At 46.5% G+C, this 17,767-nt stretch carries 13 protein-coding genes; 7 read left to right on the forward strand and 6 right to left on the reverse strand.

The window, feature by feature from the left end; all coding sequences use genetic code 11:
* The 7 genes from JG770_RS07360 to aroA all read left to right on the forward strand — a co-directional run.
* A partial coding sequence (locus tag JG770_RS07360) for a hypothetical protein (protein WP_291957161.1) occupies window positions 1–243 on the forward strand: 243 nt, incomplete at its 5' end.
* An 824-nt stretch (window positions 244–1,067) separates the two neighbouring features.
* Window positions 1,068–2,228 (forward strand): chorismate synthase, encoded by a 1,161-nt coding sequence (gene aroC, locus JG770_RS07365; protein ID WP_291957164.1) that lies wholly within the window; start codon window positions 1,068–1,070, stop codon window positions 2,226–2,228.
* Between the two features lie 13 nt (window positions 2,229–2,241).
* Window positions 2,242–3,306 carry a 3-dehydroquinate synthase gene (gene aroB / locus JG770_RS07370; RefSeq protein ID WP_291957166.1) on the forward strand — a complete coding sequence of 355 codons (1,065 nt, stop codon included), beginning with the start codon at window positions 2,242–2,244 and terminating at the stop codon, window positions 3,304–3,306.
* Between the two features lie 8 nt (window positions 3,307–3,314).
* Window positions 3,315–4,403: a histidinol-phosphate transaminase gene (gene hisC, locus JG770_RS07375; protein WP_291957191.1), complete on the forward strand. Its 1,089-nt coding sequence runs from the start codon at window positions 3,315–3,317 to the stop codon at window positions 4,401–4,403.
* A 62-nt stretch (window positions 4,404–4,465) separates the two neighbouring features.
* Window positions 4,466–5,482: a 3-deoxy-7-phosphoheptulonate synthase gene (aroF, locus tag JG770_RS07380; RefSeq protein ID WP_291957168.1), complete on the forward strand. Its 1,017-nt coding sequence runs from the start codon at window positions 4,466–4,468 to the stop codon at window positions 5,480–5,482.
* The gene (locus JG770_RS07385; protein WP_291957171.1) at window positions 5,475–6,587 is read left to right on the forward strand and encodes a prephenate dehydrogenase; all 1,113 of its coding nucleotides are present in this window, start codon (window positions 5,475–5,477) and stop codon (window positions 6,585–6,587) included. Before aroF ends, JG770_RS07385 begins: the two co-directional genes overlap by 8 nt.
* Window positions 6,588–6,603: 16 nt before the next feature.
* The gene (aroA, locus tag JG770_RS07390; protein ID WP_291957174.1) at window positions 6,604–7,905 is read left to right on the forward strand and encodes a 3-phosphoshikimate 1-carboxyvinyltransferase; all 1,302 of its coding nucleotides are present in this window, start codon (window positions 6,604–6,606) and stop codon (window positions 7,903–7,905) included.
* A 60-nt stretch (window positions 7,906–7,965) separates the two neighbouring features.
* Here the strand turns inward: aroA and JG770_RS07395 are convergent, their stop codons facing one another.
* From JG770_RS07395 to JG770_RS07420, 6 genes are all read right to left on the reverse strand, one after another.
* The gene (locus JG770_RS07395) at window positions 7,966–8,346 is read right to left on the reverse strand and encodes a helix-turn-helix transcriptional regulator (RefSeq protein ID WP_291957177.1); all 381 of its coding nucleotides are present in this window, start codon (window positions 8,344–8,346) and stop codon (window positions 7,966–7,968) included.
* 96 nt (window positions 8,347–8,442) lie between these two features.
* Window positions 8,443–11,259 carry an excinuclease ABC subunit UvrA gene (gene uvrA / locus JG770_RS07400; RefSeq protein ID WP_291957179.1) on the reverse strand — a complete coding sequence of 939 codons (2,817 nt, stop codon included), beginning with the start codon at window positions 11,257–11,259 and terminating at the stop codon, window positions 8,443–8,445.
* A gap of 15 nt (window positions 11,260–11,274) precedes the next feature.
* A complete protein-coding gene (gene uvrB / locus JG770_RS07405; RefSeq protein ID WP_291957182.1) occupies window positions 11,275–13,242 on the reverse strand; it encodes an excinuclease ABC subunit UvrB in 1,968 nt (655 codons plus the stop codon).
* A 14-nt stretch (window positions 13,243–13,256) separates the two neighbouring features.
* The gene (locus JG770_RS07410) at window positions 13,257–14,474 is read right to left on the reverse strand and encodes a PDZ domain-containing protein (protein ID WP_291957183.1); all 1,218 of its coding nucleotides are present in this window, start codon (window positions 14,472–14,474) and stop codon (window positions 13,257–13,259) included.
* A gap of 20 nt (window positions 14,475–14,494) precedes the next feature.
* Complete coding sequence (locus tag JG770_RS07415; RefSeq protein WP_291957186.1) at window positions 14,495–15,703, reverse strand: S41 family peptidase; 1,209 nt, start codon at window positions 15,701–15,703, stop codon at window positions 14,495–14,497.
* Window positions 15,704–16,086: 383 nt separating this feature from the next.
* Window positions 16,087–17,767 (reverse strand): transglutaminaseTgpA domain-containing protein (locus JG770_RS07420; RefSeq protein WP_291957189.1); only part of this gene is annotated, 1,681 nt, incomplete at its 5' end.

Here is a 17,767-nt window from a genome sequence, read left to right on the forward strand (position 1 = left end):
GCGATGAAGGCTTACCACTATCTTATGAAGTTTGCCCATTTCTTCAACACCCTGGTTGCCTACAGCGGGTTAATTGTCGATTACACTAAGAAAAAGGGGCGGCGTAGGCTTATCCGAAGTTTCAAAGCCGCTCTATACAACGGTAAGATCGATGTATCTCAAATTCGTGCAATGGCAGAAAAGAAAACAAACCGATGGAAAATGGTGACCGAGAATATATTCCAAGTTGCGTCCAACCCATAATAGAAGTTCAATGGTCTGATAATACGGTTGTATTAATAGTAATGGTGCTGTCATGAGCAATAAGGGTGGCGCCTGTTTGCCATGCCTTCTTTGGCGATGGTCAAGTCTATCGGTAGCGGCTTTTGCAGACAATTATGAATGCAATACCAAAAAACGTGTCTTCTGGACATTTATGATTATGGGTATGATATTCATTAACAAATATTACTATCTATGAGTTTTCACTCTTCATCCCTGTAAAACAACGGATTAATTGACATTTTTAAATATAAGTTATACAATGATGTTGTAAATGAATTGTATTTGGAAGGTGATTCCATTGTTTTTAATAAGTTAATTAGAACTAGTCAATTATTTCCAGATGAAAACTAAAAATGAATGGGTTAGATGAAGCCAATAAATTCATAATAAAAAAGGTGGTAATAATGAAGAAAATCAATAACAAACTATTATTGAAGATAATAATCAGTTGCCTCATGGTTGCTTTGTTTATTCTCTATTTTTCCAATGTCCTTAATGAACAGGCTTTTATTGGATTGAGTGCTATTGTTTTGGTATTATTTTGGATTTTGCTATAAATTTGCTATAAAAATGTAAGTAAAAAGTAGGGCGTGTTGATTTACGATAAATATTAACCCCTATTATCATCGAATCTTGACCTCTCAAAACAAAAAACGTATACTCTCCTATATCGGTGGAAGTTAACCCTACAAAGTGGATTTTACTTTTTCATTTTAACCTTATTTACATCGCCCGGGGCATATTGCGTTGCATGCCGTTTTGGTATAAAATAATTTCAATATATAAAGAGAGGACGGTTGGCCATGCTCAGATACCTTACAGCCGGCGAATCCCACGGGCCTATGCTAAGCGTCATAATAGACGGCATGCCTGCTAATGTGGATATAACCGCCGACGACATCAATGTCGAACTTCAGCGCCGTCAACGCGGCTACGGCCGCGGCGGCCGCATGAAAATAGAAAGCGACAGCGTGCATATAGACGGCGGTATACTTCATGGTAAGACTACCGGAGCCCCCATAGCGCTGCATATATGCAATAAAGATTGGTCCCACTGGCAGGATTATATGGACCCCCAAGCGCCGCCGCCAGATGATAAAAAAACCGTTATTCGTCCCAGACCGGGACACGCCGATCTTGCCGGTGCCATAAAGTATAATCTTCAGGATATCCGCCCTGTATTGGAGCGATCCAGCGCCCGCGAAACGGCTGCTCGGGTAGCGGCCGGAGCTGTTGCGCGCCGGCTTTTAAGGCAGTTAGGCATAGGCATTTGCAGCCATGTAACGCGAATAGGATCTGTAGCATTGAGCGAACAGCCCCATTCCATTGATAAAATTGCCGAATTAGCCGACGCATCGCTTGTGAGATGCATAGATCCGGCAGTATCCAAAGCCATGATGGCTGAGATAGATAGCTGCCGCCAACAAGGCGATTCGCCGGGAGGAGTATTTGAGGTCATAATATACGACGTACCTGTAGGGTTGGGCAGTCATGTGCAATGGGACCGGCGCTTGGACGGCTTGCTGGCTCAGGCCTTTATGAGCATACAAGCCATAAAAGGCGTAGAGATAGGCCTTGGCTTTCAAGCAGCCGCTATGCCGGGCTCCAATGTCCACGATGAAATATATTACTCACCGGAACACGGATTTTACCGGCAAACCAACAATGCCGGCGGCATAGAGGGTGGTATATCCAACGGGCAGCCCATAGTGATTCGCGCCGCGATGAAACCCATACCCACACTATACAAACCGTTAAACAGCGTCGATATAAAGACCAAAGAGGCTTTTAGCGCAAGTATAGAGCGATCGGACATATGTGCCGTGCCAGCGGCCAGCATAGTAGGCGAAGCCGCGGCGGCATGGATTATGGCCTGCGCTGTAGTGGAAAAATTCGGCGGAGATTCTCTGGAAGAACTCAAGCGCAATTATATGGGGTATATAAAACAAGCGAGCGAGATGTAAAGGAGCTTTTATAATGGAGATTGTAAATGTAGAACTCAAGAACCGTTCTTATCCGATATTTATAGGAACCGGACTGTTGCAAGATGCAGCTTCGCTGCTCAAGCCTTGGATAAAAGGCAAGGCCATGATCGTAACCGATCAGAATGTGGAGCTTCTATATGGGCAAACGCTGTCGGCATCCTTCGCAGAAAACGGTATGCCAATCCATATGCAACCGATGCCCCCCGGTGAAACCACAAAGACTATGGATCATGCCATGGAACTATATACAGCGGCCTTAAAAGCCGGCCTGGATCGCCGCTCATGCATCATCGCTCTGGGCGGCGGCGTTATAGGCGATCTGGCAGGTTTTGTTGCAGCCACATATATGCGCGGTATCGACTTTATACAGATACCGACTTCGCTATTGGCCCAGGTAGACAGCAGCGTGGGAGGCAAGGTTGCCGTAGACCATCCTATGGCCAAAAACATTATAGGAGCATTTCATCAGCCAAAAGCTGTTATAGCCGATATATCCGTTCTCAAAACATTGCCCAAGCGCGAGCTTTCAGCCGGATTAGCCGAGGTAATAAAATACGGTGCAGGCTTGGACGAAGCTTTTTTCTATTGGCTGGAGCAACATATAAGTGATATAATGTCATTAGATGAAGCAGCCTTGGCATACGCCGTCAAGCGCTCGTGTCAAATAAAAGCCGGTATAGTTCAGAGCGATGAAACAGAAAACGGCAAAAGAGCGCTGCTCAATTTCGGCCACACCTTCGGCCACGCCATAGAGGTAGAAGCAGGGTACGGCGCTTATCTGCACGGTGAAGCTGTATCCATAGGTATGGTATACGCCGCCAGATTGGCCAACGCTATGAAACTCACGGACAAAAGCTATACGGAGAGGTTGATCAAGCTGCTCAAAGCCGCTTCCTTGCCCGTAGAGGCTCCAGGCATAACTATGCGGCAGTTATTGCCGGCCATGTACCACGATAAGAAGGTTGCCGATGGCAAGCTGACTTTCATACTGCCCACCGGCATCGGTCAAACAGGTATATTCAGCGATATACCGGAGAATTTACTGCTGAAATTATAGGAAGGATGATGATAGTGCTAAAACCGAGAGAAGTTATACCCAAAATGAAACCTTATATACCCGGCAAGCCTATCGGCGATGTAAAGCGCGAACTAGGTTTACAAAACGTTATAAAGCTGGCATCCAATGAAAACCCTTTAGGGTGCTCGCCGCTGGCCAAAAAAGCCATATCAGACATGATGGGCGAACTGGCCATCTATCCCGACGGCAATTGCACCGAATTGAGACAGGCCATGGCCCAAAAGCTTGATGTCAAGCCCGAGCAATTGATATTCGGAAACGGTTCGGATGAAATAGTGGAGATGATATCGCACGTATATATAGAACCCGGCGATCAGGCTTTAATAGGTAACGTTACGTTTTCAGAATACCAGGCATCCGTTGAGCTGATGGGCGGTCAATGCACAGAGGTGCCTCTTAAGGATCATACATTTGACCTCGACGCATTTTATAGCGCCATAACAGACAAGACAAAGGTCATATGGCTGTGCAATCCCAATAACCCTACGGGCACCATATATTCGGGCGTAAAACAACTGGAGTTTATAGATGCAGTACCTAAAAACATACTCGTTGTCATAGACGAGGCATATAACGAATATACCGATGATCCGTCTTATCCGGAAAGCATAAATTTGGTAGACAGGTATGATAACATCATAGTATTGAGAACTTTTTCCAAAATATATGGTTTGGCCTCGTTGAGGCTAGGCTACGGTATTGCAAATCCGGCTATTATAGACCTGCTGAACCGCATAAGGGCGCCGTTTAACGTAAACAGCGTCGCTCAATCAGCCGCTCTGGCTGCGCTTGAAGACAGGGATTTTTTATCCAAAAGCAAGCAGAATAATGATCAAGGCAAGAAATACTTGTATGCTGCTTTCGACAAAATGGGTTTGGAATATATACCCACACAGGCCAATTTCATTATGGTAAACGTTGACCGCGATAGCCGTCAGGTATTCCGCGATTTATTGACTCACGGCATCATAGTTCGTTCGGGTGAAATCTTTAAAATGGACAATTGGATCAGGGTAACAATAGGTACTCCCGAGCAAAACGAGGCGTTCATAAGCGCATTAAAAGAGGTCCTATAATATCAAAGTAGAAGAATGGTAGTATGGTGAAAATATAAATCATAGAAAGGAAGTATGGTAATATGGTTATAGTAATGAAACCCAATGCAACCCAACAGCAGATCGACAACATCTCGGAATATTTGAAAAAACTCGGTCTTGGCGTTCATATATCGATGGGAGCCGAGTACACCATAATAGGCATTATAGGGGACAAACGCCTATTGGGCGATACCCCTATAGAACTTATGCCCGGCGTAGAAAAGACCATACCGATAGCCGAGACCTACAAATTAGTCACTAAAACTTTCAAACCCGAACCCACCGTCATAGAGGTGCGAGGCCACAAGATCGGCGGCGGCTCTCTAACGGTGATAGCCGGTCCATGCGCTGTGGAGAGCGAAGAACAAACCATGGCCACGGCTATGGCCGTCAAAAATGCCGGCGCTCATATGCTGCGCGGCGGCGCATATAAACCGCGAACCTCCCCTTATTCATTTCAAGGTCTGGAAGAAGAAGGCCTAAAGATATTGGCCGAGGCCAGAGACGCCACAGGTTTGCCCATCGTATCTGAGGTCATATCACCCGCTACTTTGGAAATATCCTTAAAATATCTGGATGTCATACAGATAGGCGCGCGCAACATGCAAAATTTTCAGCTTCTCCGCGAGGCCGGCCAGGCTCGAATACCTGTCATACTGAAGCGCGGTATATCGGCCACCATAGAGGAATGGTTGAATGCGGCCGAATATATAATGAGCGAGGGGAATTACCATGTTATACTGTGCGAACGCGGTATAAGAACCTTTGAAACCTCCACACGCAATACGCTGGATATAAGCGCCGTACCGGTTTTAAAGGAAAAGACACACCTGCCGGTAATAGTGGATCCCAGCCACGGCACCGGTAAGCGCGACTTAGTGATACCCATGTCGCTGGCTGCTATAGCAGCCGGTGCCGACGGGCTTATAGTGGAAGTACATCGGGATCCGTTGCATGCATTATCCGATGGCCCGCAATCCTTAGCCCCAAACGATTTTGCCGACCTTATGAAGAGAGTAACGACTTTACACAACGCTATGGAGCATGTAAATGGATAATATAGCTGCGGCAGCCGTAGTAGGTTTAGGACTCATAGGAGGTTCTATAGCCAGGGCATTAAGGTATAAATGCGATATCCCTTATATAATCGGCATAGATAAAAATGCCGATTATATCCGTGCAGCCCTTGAAGATAACGTCATATCGGACGGTATGGTAGTGGATAATTCAAATATATCCGCCTCGATCGACGCTGATATTGTCTTTATATGCACGCCTGTTCCCTCTGTTAAAGCGATGGCAAGCGCCATCATACCGCATGTCAAAAAGGGCTGTATAATAACCGATACCGCCAGCGTTAAAGCACCTATAATGCATGACATAGAAACGATTTTGCACGACGATATCATTTTCATAGGCGGCCATCCGATGGCCGGTACCGAGAAATCAGGATATCATGCCGGAAACAGCCGCTTGTTAGAAAATGCCTATTATATATTGACGCCACCTTCAGTATGCGATGATGAAGCGTTAGACAAATTATCGCGTATAATACGCTCGATAGGGGCTATACCTTTAGTAATGGACGCCGATACACACGATGAGGTGGTAGCCGTTGTAAGCCACCTGCCGCATGTCTTGGCGTCTTCCCTCATACATTTTACAAAAGAGCAACATAACGCCGAACATATGAAAATGCTGGCTGCCGGAGCATTCAGGGATATGACGCGAATAGCGGCATCGAACCCATACATGTGGCGCGAAATATGCATGGCCAATGCCTCGGCTGTAAAACGGTCTATAGACGACTTCATAGCCGTATTATCGCGTTTTGCCAATATGCTAGACGACAAGGACGCCGAGTCAATTTTATCCTATTTTATCGATGCCAAACAGTGGCGCAGCGATATGCCCATTGTGAGCAAATCGTATGTTTATCCCACGTTTGATATAATAGTAGACGTGGACGATAAACCCGGTATAATAGGAGAAATAGCCACACTCCTCGGCCAGCACAGCTTGAATATAAAGAATATAGGCATATTAAACAGCCGCGAGGATACATCGGGGGCGTTAAAGATATCCTTCGGCAATAAGGAAACGCAGCGCGCCGCGGTTAATATATTGCAAAGCCATGACTATAAAGTGTTTGCCGATTCATAGGAGGTTGACAAAATAGATGAAAATAAACATATCCCCTAAAAGCCATATAAGGGGTTCAATAACCGTACCCGGAGATAAATCCATATCGCATAGAGCTGTTATGCTCGGCTCTATAGCCGATGGCATCACTTATATAGACGGTTTTCTCATGGGAGCCGACTGCTTAAGCACCATCGCATGCTTTAAAGAACTCGGTGTATCCATTGATGTAAGCGGTCAAAGCGTATGCGTGCACGGCGTCGATATGCACGGTCTCAAACCGCCGACGCGTCCGCTGGATGTCGGAAACTCAGGCACCACTATAAGGCTGCTGAGCGGTATACTGGCCGCTCAGCGCTTTACCGCGACTTTAACCGGCGATGCCTCCATACTATCCAGGCCTATGATGCGCGTGGTAGCACCGCTCCGGCAGATGGGCGCTGAAATAGACAGCCCGGACGGAGGCGTACACGCCCCTTTGACGATAAACGGCAAGCCTCTGCACGGTATAAATTACACTATGCCGGTGGCCAGCGCGCAGGTTAAATCCGCGATATTGCTGGCCGGCTTATATGCCGATGGCCCTACCACCATAACTGAACCTTATCCAAGCCGTGATCACACCGAACTGATGCTTAAAGCTATGGGCATACGCATTTTAGCCGATGAGCCGGACTTTGAGGGCTCCCGTTCCATTACCATATGGCCTGCACAAGGGCTGCACTGTGCGCATATAAACATACCCGGCGACATATCGTCCGCTGCGTTTATCATAACGGCGGCTATGCTGTGCGCCGAATCGCATATAACTATACAAAATGTCGGCATAAACCCGACGCGTACCGGAATACTGGAGGCATACAAGGATATGGGGGCTGATATAGCCATATCAAACCGGCGCTTATGGAATATGGAGCAGGTAGCCGATATATCCGTAGGCACCAGTCACCTGCACGGCGTAACCATAAGCGGCAGCATTATTCCCCGCCTTATAGATGAGATCCCGATACTGGCAATAGCGGCATCATTAGCCGAAGGGATTACCATAATAAAAGACGTACAGGAACTGCGCGTGAAAGAAAGCGACAGGATAGCTGCTATAAGCCATATGCTGCGCAATTTCGGTGTAGAAGCCGACACAACCGACGATAGCATAACCATAAAGGGAAAATCGCGTTTAAAAGGATGTCATATAGATCCGAAAGGTGACCACCGCATAGCTATGGCAGCGGCTATAGCCGGCTTGGCAGCCGACAGCAACACTTCTATAGAAGGGGCTGAATGCGTTGAAGTATCGTTTCCGGGGTTTTTTGAACTGCTGAATTCGCTTGGTTACTAGGACAAAAGTCCTTATCGCATATTATATGTCCGCTTTTGCTTATTTACGCCATTTTTGCGGTTATTTATCGTCTCTGCCCCTTTGCCTTTTGCTTTTTATACCGTACAGATGGGTGAGCAGGCTTTCTTTTTCATCGGCTGTTATATAATCCAGCTCATCTAGCGCTTCCCTTATATCCGGATCGCGCAGTATAGAATCCGCTTTATTGCCCGCTTTATATGTTGTGCGGGCTACTCCATACCTATCATCGGTACGTCCTAATAAATAATCCACAGATACGTTGAAAAAATCCGCCAAACGGCATATCGTCTGAAAATCCGGTTGCCTTTTATCCGTTTCATATAGAGAAAGAGCGCTGCGTGAAATACCCAATACATTAGCCAATTCCTCTTGCGTCATCTTCCTCTCTTTGCGCAATTCCACCAAGCGTTCATATAACATAAAATAATACCACCGCTCTATAATATAGTATTATTATAAGAGCAGGTGGTATTGGCAGGCAATTAATGTAACCAAAAGCAGCATATCGGGCATCTTTCAGCTACATATAGTAGCATCCATTCGTTCAGCCAATATATCTTTTAAGAATTGGCCGGTGTAGCTTTCGGGATTTGCCGCAATCTCTTCCGGCGTGCCCTGCGCCACTATCTCCCCTCCGAGATCTCCGCCTTCGGGGCCAAGGTCTATTATATAATCGGCCGACTTTATCACGTCCATATTATGTTCTATGACCACGACAGTATTGCCGGCATCGACCAATCTCTGCAACATATCGATCAGCTTATGCACATCGGCCATATGCAGCCCCGTTGTCGGTTCATCCAGTATATACAGCGTTCTGCCTGTGGCGCGGCGGCTGAGTTCGGTAGCAAGCTTTACTCTTTGGGCCTCGCCTCCGGAAAGCGTGGTGGCCGGTTGCCCCAGTTTCATATAGCCGAGTCCGACATCATACAACGTCTGGATTTTGGCCTGTATGCGCGGTATATTCTTAAAGAATTCCAGCGCATCCTCTACTGTCATATCCAGCACATCGGCTATGCTCTTGCCTTTATACCTCACCTCCAGCGTCTCCCGGTTATAGCGCTTGCCTTGGCACACCTCACAAGGGACGTATATATCTGACATGAAATGCATTTCTATCTTTATAACACCATCACCATGACAGGCTTCGCACCGGCCGCCTCTAACGTTGAAGCTGAAGCGCCCCGGCTTATAGCCGCGCATCCTGGCCTCCTGCGTCTGAGCAAAGACATTTCGTATTATATCAAATACGCCGGTATAAGTGGCCGGATTAGAACGCGGCGTACGGCCTATAGGTGACTGGTCGATATCTATAACCTTGTCCAGATATTCCTCGCCTTTTATAGCATCGTGTTGACCGGGGTAGGTATGCGCGCCGTTTAAATCCCTGGCTAATTGTCTATACAATATTTCATTGACCAATGTGCTCTTACCCGATCCTGATACGCCTGTTACACATGTAAATGTACCCAAGGGTATATCTACATCGATGTCCTTGAGATTATTTTCACGCGCTCCTATTATACTGATCCATTTATCGCCGCGACGCCTTGTTTGTGGTATTTCTATCGCTCTCTTGCCGCTTAAATACTGCCCTGTCAACGATTCGGGACAAGCCTTTATCTCATCTACCGTACCGGTTGCCACCACATATCCGCCATGCGCGCCGGGGCCTGGCCCCATATCTATTATATAATCGGCCGCATACATCGTTTCTTCATCATGTTCTACCACCACCACGGTGTTACCCAGATCCCTCAGGTTCTTCAGCGTGTCCAGCAATCTGCCGTTATCGCGTTGATGCAGACCTATGCTCGGTTCATCGAGTATATATAACACGCCTACCAACCCCGAGCCTATTTGCGTAGCCAACCTTATGCGCTGGGCCTCACCGCCGGATAATGTGGTAGCCGATCGCGAAAGCGTAAGATAATCCAGCCCCACATTCAATAAAAACCCAAGTCTAGCGTTTATCTCCTTGAGTATCTGATCCGCAATCATATGCTCTCGTTCGGTAAGCAATAAAGCAGCAAAAAATTCGCCGGCCTCGCGTATTGACATATCGGATACTTCAGCTATCGACTTGCCTCCTATGGTTACGGCAAGGCTTTCTTTTTTCAGGCGGGCACCGTGGCAGTCGGGGCATAATGAAGCCGTCATGTAGCTTTCTATCTCGGCCTTTATCCATTCAGACTGCGTTTGTGCATATCGTCTCTCCAGCAGCGGAATAATACCGTCGAACTTGATGTTTCTTTTAGGCACAGCCTTGGTTGCCTTTGTCCCGTAAAGCAGCAAATCGATTATATCCTCTCCGAGGTCTGCCACGGGTACATCGGTTCTGAAACCATAAGCATCGGCCAATGACCTGATAGAGCTATTGGCATAATATCCCTCTACAGCGAAATTCCACGGTTCGACAGCACCTTCATCCAATGACTTCTGTTTATCAGGAATAAGAAGCTCCGGATCGAGTTTCATCAACACACCGAGTCCCGTACAAGTCGGACATGCCCCGTAAGGATTATTAAACGAAAACAAGCGCGGCGTTATCTCCTCTATGCTTATGCCGCAATCCGGACATGCGAAATTCTGGCTGAACAACATCTCCTGGCCGTCCACAACATCGACCAGCACCAACCCGCCGCTCAGTTTCATAACCGTTTCTAATGAGTCAGCCAATCGGCCCTCTATACCCGGGCGTATGCTCAACCTGTCTACAACTATTTCTATATTATGTTTTTTATTCTTGACAAGCTTTATATCCTCTACAAGATCCACCACCTGTCCGTCTATCCGAGCACGCACATAGCCGGCCCGCCGCATATCATCGAGTACCTTGACATATTCTCCCTTCCTGCCGCGCGCTATAGGCGCCAACAACTGTATCCTCGTACGCTCCGGCAACTGCATTATGCGGTCTATTATCTGATCCAACGTCTGCTGCTCTATCAAACGGCCGCAGTTCGGACAGTGAGGCACCCCTATCCTAGCAAACAGCAATCTTAAATAATCATGTATCTCGGTGACAGTACCCACGGTGGAACGCGGATTATGGCTAGTGGTTTTCTGGTCTATGGATATAGATGGCGATAAACCCTCTATATAGTCAACATCAGGTTTATCCATCTGCCCCAGAAATTGCCTTGCATAGGCCGAAAGCGATTCCACATAACGCCGCTGGCCTTCGGCATATATTGTATCGAAGGCCAGCGATGATTTACCCGAACCGCTTAAACCGGTTATAACCACCAGCTCATTGCGCGGTATAGTCACATCTATATTCTTAAGGTTGTGCTGTCTGGCTCCCTTTATAATAATAGCATCTTTAGACATAAAATCTTATACTCCCTATAGCTTGCTTTTCAACTCCAGCATTTGGTCTCTGTATTCGGCGGCTTTTTCAAACTCCATCGCAGCGGCTGCTTCTTTCATCTTGCGCTCTAACTCATCTATTATATCGACAATCTCCTGCCTGGTCAACTTGCTCTTGGCAGTATAAACCTCTCGGTTCTCAGCTACTTTTGTAATCTCTATTATATCGCGTATGCCCTTTTTGATAGTTTGAGGCGTTATGCCATGCTTTTGGTTGTATTCTATCTGCAACTGACGACGCCGATTGGTTTCATCTATAGCGCGCTTCATTGAACCCGTTATGTTATCGGCATACATTATTACTTTGCCTTCAACATTGCGCGCCGCACGCCCTATAGTCTGTATGAGCGACGTCTCGGAACGCAAGAATCCTTCTTTATCGGCATCCAGTATAGCCACCAATGAGACCTCCGGCAGATCCAAGCCTTCTCTCAAAAGGTTTATTCCGACCAACACATCGAATACACCCAAGCGCAGATCCCTTATTATCTGCATACGCTCTATGGTCGCTATGTCAGAATGCATATAGCGCACTTTTATATTCAATTCTTTCAGATAATCGGTAAGATTTTCAGCCATCCTCTTGGTAAGCGTGGTAACCAACACGCGCTGACCTTTTTCAACGCGCTTTTTTATCTCGGCTATGAGGTCATCGATCTGGCCCTGAACCGGACGCACCTCCACCTCGGGATCAACCAAGCCGGTAGGTCTTATGATCTGCTCCACCACCTGCTGGGAATGTTCCATCTCATAAGGGCCGGGCGTAGCGCTGACAAAGATGATTTGATTGATGTGCGCCTCAAATTCTTCAAACGTCAGCGGCCTATTGTCATATGCAGCCGGCAACCTGAAACCATACTCCACAAGCGTATCCTTGCGGGAACGGTCTCCGGCGTACATGCCGCGTATCTGCGGCAATGTAACATGCGACTCATCTATGAATATCATAAAATCCTCCGGAAAATAATCCAGCAACGTATAAGGCGGCTGACCGGGTTGACGACCGTCAAAATAGCGCGAGTAATTCTCTATGCCCTGACAGTATCCAACCTCACGCATCATCTCTATATCGAAATTTGTACGCTGGACTATACGCTGGGCCTCCAGAAGCTTGCCCTGCGCCTTGAATTCGGCTTCTCGTATAACCAGGTCGCGCTCTATCTGCTCTATGGCCCTATCCAACGTATCCTGCGACGTAACATAATGCGATGCCGGAAATATAGCCACATGATTCAACTCAGCCGTTATTTCGCCGGTCACTATATCCACCTCGGTTATACGGTCGATCTCATCACCGAAAAATTCTACCCTGATAGCCTTATCGCTCGACGACGCCGGAAAAATCTCCACTACGTCGCCATGTACCCGAAACGTACCGCGCACAAAATCTATGTCGTTGCGCTCGTACTGTATCTCTATCAAACGGTGCAGCACCTCGTCACGATCCCTCTCCATGCCGGGACGCAACGATACCACCATCGACGCATATTCGTTCGGATTGCCCAAGCCGTATATACACGATACGCTGGCCACCACTATAACATCGCGGCGTTCCAGCAATGCCGAAGTAGCCGAATGCCTCATTTTGTCTATCTCATCGTTTATAGCCGAGTCCTTCTCTATATACGTATCGGTAGTCGGTATATAGGCCTCGGGCTGATAATAATCATAATAGCTCACAAAGTATTCCACAGCGTTGTTGGGAAAAAACTCCTTAAATTCCCCGCATAGCTGCGCTGCCAGGGTTTTGTTATGCGCTATGACCAGCGTCGGCTTCTGCACCTTTTGTATTATATTTGCCATGGTAAAGGTCTTGCCCGAGCCGGTGACGCCCAGCATGGTTTGAAACTTCAGACCATTCTTGACACCATCAGCCAATTTTTCTATAGCTTGTGGTTGATCGCCTGTAGGTTTATACTCCGATATTAAATTAAATTCTGCCATCGTTTATCAATCCTTTAACCCAGCCGGCTGCTATTCATAATGTCTTTAAGCGGATCATTGTTATCGTGCATATTTATAAAAACAGCAGACCGTTTGGGCATTATAATAGCGCCGAGATTGCTTATCCCATCTGGATAAAATCGATGTTCGCAGCTTTTTGTATGCCCTTTTATATCCACACCGTCCACCCACATGAAATGCGGATAATCCCTCAATATTTCATTCAGCATATCCTCGCTGTTTACATCGCGGCCATTAACCGATAATATTGTATCTCCGGCTTTAAGCCCCATGGCTTCGGCAGGCGATAGCGGCAAAACATCGAGCACCATAAGCCCGCGTTTTGGCGCAACGAATATCGGTTCGCCCCTCTGTTGTACCCAGACACCATATTTTATCACCAGTTCATGAAGCACCGGCATGGCTACGGCTCCTATATAAGCGAATATCTTATAGCACGATGCGGCATAGGATAAAATCAGCAGCGTCAAACTGTATAAGCCGAGTCTAAACGCCGATGCCTGCACCCTGTCCTTAACCGGCTGGGTTATAGCGATATCGCTATAACCCAGCGCAGCTATCATGGGAACAAGCATAAAGGATACCGCGCCGCTTGCCGATTTAAGCAACGGCCACCATGACGGCATATCCACAGCCTGTCCCACGACCATTATATCGGTATAAATCAGAAATGCCAAAGGCAACGGCCAAAACTTTTGTATGGCAAACGCCCCTATCACCTCATGCCGGTTATTTTGCACCAACATGGGCAACGGGTCATGATCGCCATCCATCAACATGAGCATACTCTCCATAAGGTGCAGTATGCCCACCAACGCTATTATACCTGGCACATATGCCTCCGGCCAGCCGAACAAAAGGCTTATCAACGCTATTATGCCGCCCGCATAAGAGAAGCATACAAATCTCGGATCAAACAGGAGCAGTATGAGCGCCAGCGGCCATATAAGCATTATGGAAATCTCGTCTATTGAAATACCGATCCATAGAGCCACCATACTGCCTATAAAACCCGCTACCAATCCATATAAGCCGCTGTTTATAACGCGGTGCCATGTCGATGTCCTCGTCGCCCCCAGTACCCGTTCTTCCAATTCCGCATATCGTTTGCTTTGAAAATACAGTATGAATATTACCAACGGGAAATATATATTGAATATCGATTTTATAAAGACCTTGAATATAAGATTAACCGTATCTAAAAACAGCATCAAACCTCACCTTGATATTTTTATTTTATCTTCGACATCAATACTTCTACAGCCTTTTGCAACTGCGTATCATCCTCAGGTTTTATCTGCAGCGAGCTCTGGTATCCCTCGGGCATCTCTACTACCACATCCGGCTGTATACCTGTATCATGTATGTTTCTACCCTTGGGCGTATAATACTTGGAAGTTGTAAGCTTCAACGCCGAACCATCCTTAAAGTCGCGTATGCTCTGCACTATACCTTTGCCGAATGTCTTTGTCCCCACCAGTGTGCCGCTGCCGCTGTCCTGCACTGCTCCGGATACCACTTCCGATGCGCTGGCACTGTTTTCGTTTACCAGGATAACCAACGGTACATCTATCTTATTCGCATCGGATGACCAAGACTGTTTTTCCCCGTTTTTATCCATCGTATATACTATCAAGCCCTTCGGCATCAATCTATCTGCTATCTCAACGGCGACATCAAGCAATCCTCCAGGATTATCGCGCAGATCAAATATAATGCCCTCCATACCTTGTTTAGAAAGAGCATTTAATGCAGCATCAAACTCCTTTACCGAGCCTTGATCGAAAGTGGTAAGCCTTATATATCCTATGCCGTTATCCATCATAGAGTATTCTACTGTCTGTATATTTATTATATCGCGTACCAATTCAAACTCCAACAGTTGAGCTGAACCTTCCCTAAGTATAGTAACCTTTACTTTCGTACCTTTATCACCTTTCATCATGGCTACAGCTTTATCCAGAGAACTGCCGTCCACATCCTGTCCATCGACTTTTACCACCTTATCGCCCGGCTTTATACCAGCTTTAGCGGCCGGCCCATCCTTGAAGGCGTTTACCACTTCTATAAGATTATCATCCGGATTAACCGTAACCAACAAGCCCACACCTGCATATTTGCCGGTGGTATGCTCCATAAACTCTTTATACTCATCTTTATCGAAATACTGCGAGTACGGATCTCCCAAAGCTGCCACTAAGCCTTTTGCCGCACCATCCATCAGTTTACTCTCGTCATAAGGTAAGGCGAACTGACTTTCTATAGTTTTTTTCACTTCGGCCAGTTTGCTCGTGCTCACCAGCCACTGGTAATCCTCTCTGGAAATCGTTACCTTATCTCCTTGGTAAACCTGCCAATAGTCATTTATAGCTAATGTCAATGTAGAAGAAAGTATAACAGCTATTATAACTATAATGATGGTCTGCTTCTTGCTAATCATCCAATTAATACTCCCTAATTTCTATAATGTCGTTTTATTTACATCTATTATAACACCTAATCGCCATAAAGAGAATACATTTTCTGATTTATCTTGAATTCGGAATTCGGCCATGCTCGGTAACGATTGGAAGTCAGAAATCGGAAGTCAGATATCAGAATCTATGCTGGAGAGATTCTTGCTAGAAGTAATAGAACCAATTAATTATCCGGTTTAAACATTTGCTTCCAGCTAGGCACATTAACGACTTCGGTCTTTCTTATCTGACATCCTACTTCTGATCTCCGACCTCCAATGAGCATCCTCTCACAAAATCGCCTTGAGACTAATCGTTACCTTCGCCTACCTGCTGATTGCATCTTAAATTCCGAATCGTAGCTGATTTATATCGCATTGAGCACATATCTGCGCCATATATATCTCATATAAGTCTTGGGCTGTTCACGTATGGACTCCAGTATGCGTTCATAATACTCCGACATCTGTTCCAATTCCGCTTTGGTCATAGGTTGCCGGCTATAGCGCGCTCTCTGGAATATATCGGTGAGTTCTTTAAAACGCTGGCTGCCCATATACCTGCACACCCTATCAGCATACTCCGCAGGCGTTTCACCCGGCCATATGCTCAGCCCCCAATGCTCCAACAAACGGCATATGGTATCATAATATGTCAGTATGCCATCACGATATTCGCTTCGGCACCATATATTCCGCTGGCGCCATTTAATGATCCATACATACGTTATGCGCATGAGCAAAGCGGCTATAAGTACGGCTGCCGACCATAATACAATCAACCACCAGTTCGTTTCCGGTTGTTCTACCGGCGCCACTACATCAATCTGCGCAGATGGATCATAGCTTCCGGTCGTCTGATTAAGTTGATCCATATAATCCATATATTGCTGATAATAATCGTTATAATTTCCAGCCGCTACAGCATCGCCTGTTATGGTTTCTCCGAATTGACTTGCCGCATATGCTGGCGTAGGCTCAAATGGCAACCAGCCAAAATCTGCGAAATATACCTCTACCCACGAATGTGCATGTGAATTCGTTACTTCATAACTATCGCCCTCAACAGGTTCATCCGGCATAACAAAGCCTGTAATATACCTCGCAGGTATACCTATGGAACGCAACATAACGGTCATAGCTGTGGCATAGTATACGCAATAACCCTGTTTCTGCTCAAATATAAAATAATCCACAAACTCCTGTCCGCGCGGTGTATAAGATACATCTAAGGTATATGGGAATTGCCTCATATAGCTTTCCACCGCTTTGACTTTGTCGTAAGGGTTGCTGTATTTTTCAGTTATCTTCATGGCTTCCTGTTTCAATCTATCGCTTATGCGGTCTTGAGGCAATTGTAAATATCGATTCATTATAGGTAAAGGATAATTATAACCGCTGGCTTTCAATCTATCCACATCGACTACAGGCACTATGGACTCTGCAGTATACGCCTCGCGCATCCGGCCTTCAGGATTCATAATCTCATAAGCATCGCTGCCATAATACTGGCCTCCATCCTGCTTATAAATTGCCCATGGCTGCCACGGAACAAATAGCGTATTGCTATGAAGATCAGCCGGCTCTACGGTTATTTTTATTTTATACGTTTCCACATCGCGCGCAAAGCCATTGTCCATTGCAGCGCCGTCGTTATATGCATACCATTTGGACTGAGATCTCTCCCAACCGCGGCCATCGTATATATCATAGGCTACCGCTCGCAGATATGTTTTCTGAGGTGAATGCACTATCAGCGCTACAGAATCATCTTGCAGTGCCGGCCCTCCCAGAAATTTCTGGCTGCGCTGCATTCCAGTTTCTGATAAATCAAACGTGCCGCTCAAATCCACAGACGTGACCGGATTAGCCCTGTCGCCACCACGCCATTCCCTTACCACAGGAAAGGTCTGCACTATTTTATCATTGAGCCACTGCCACGAAACAGGCTCTATATCCATCGGCATAATCATGGTCATAGCAATAGCGGCCGCTGATATAATGCCGCCCATACTCACCCAATTGCTCAGCGCGTCTTTGCTTTTTACC

The sequence above is a fragment of the Mahella sp. genome (assembly GCF_020054945.1).
Taxonomy (GTDB): Bacteria; Bacillota; Clostridia; order Mahellales; family Mahellaceae; genus Mahella.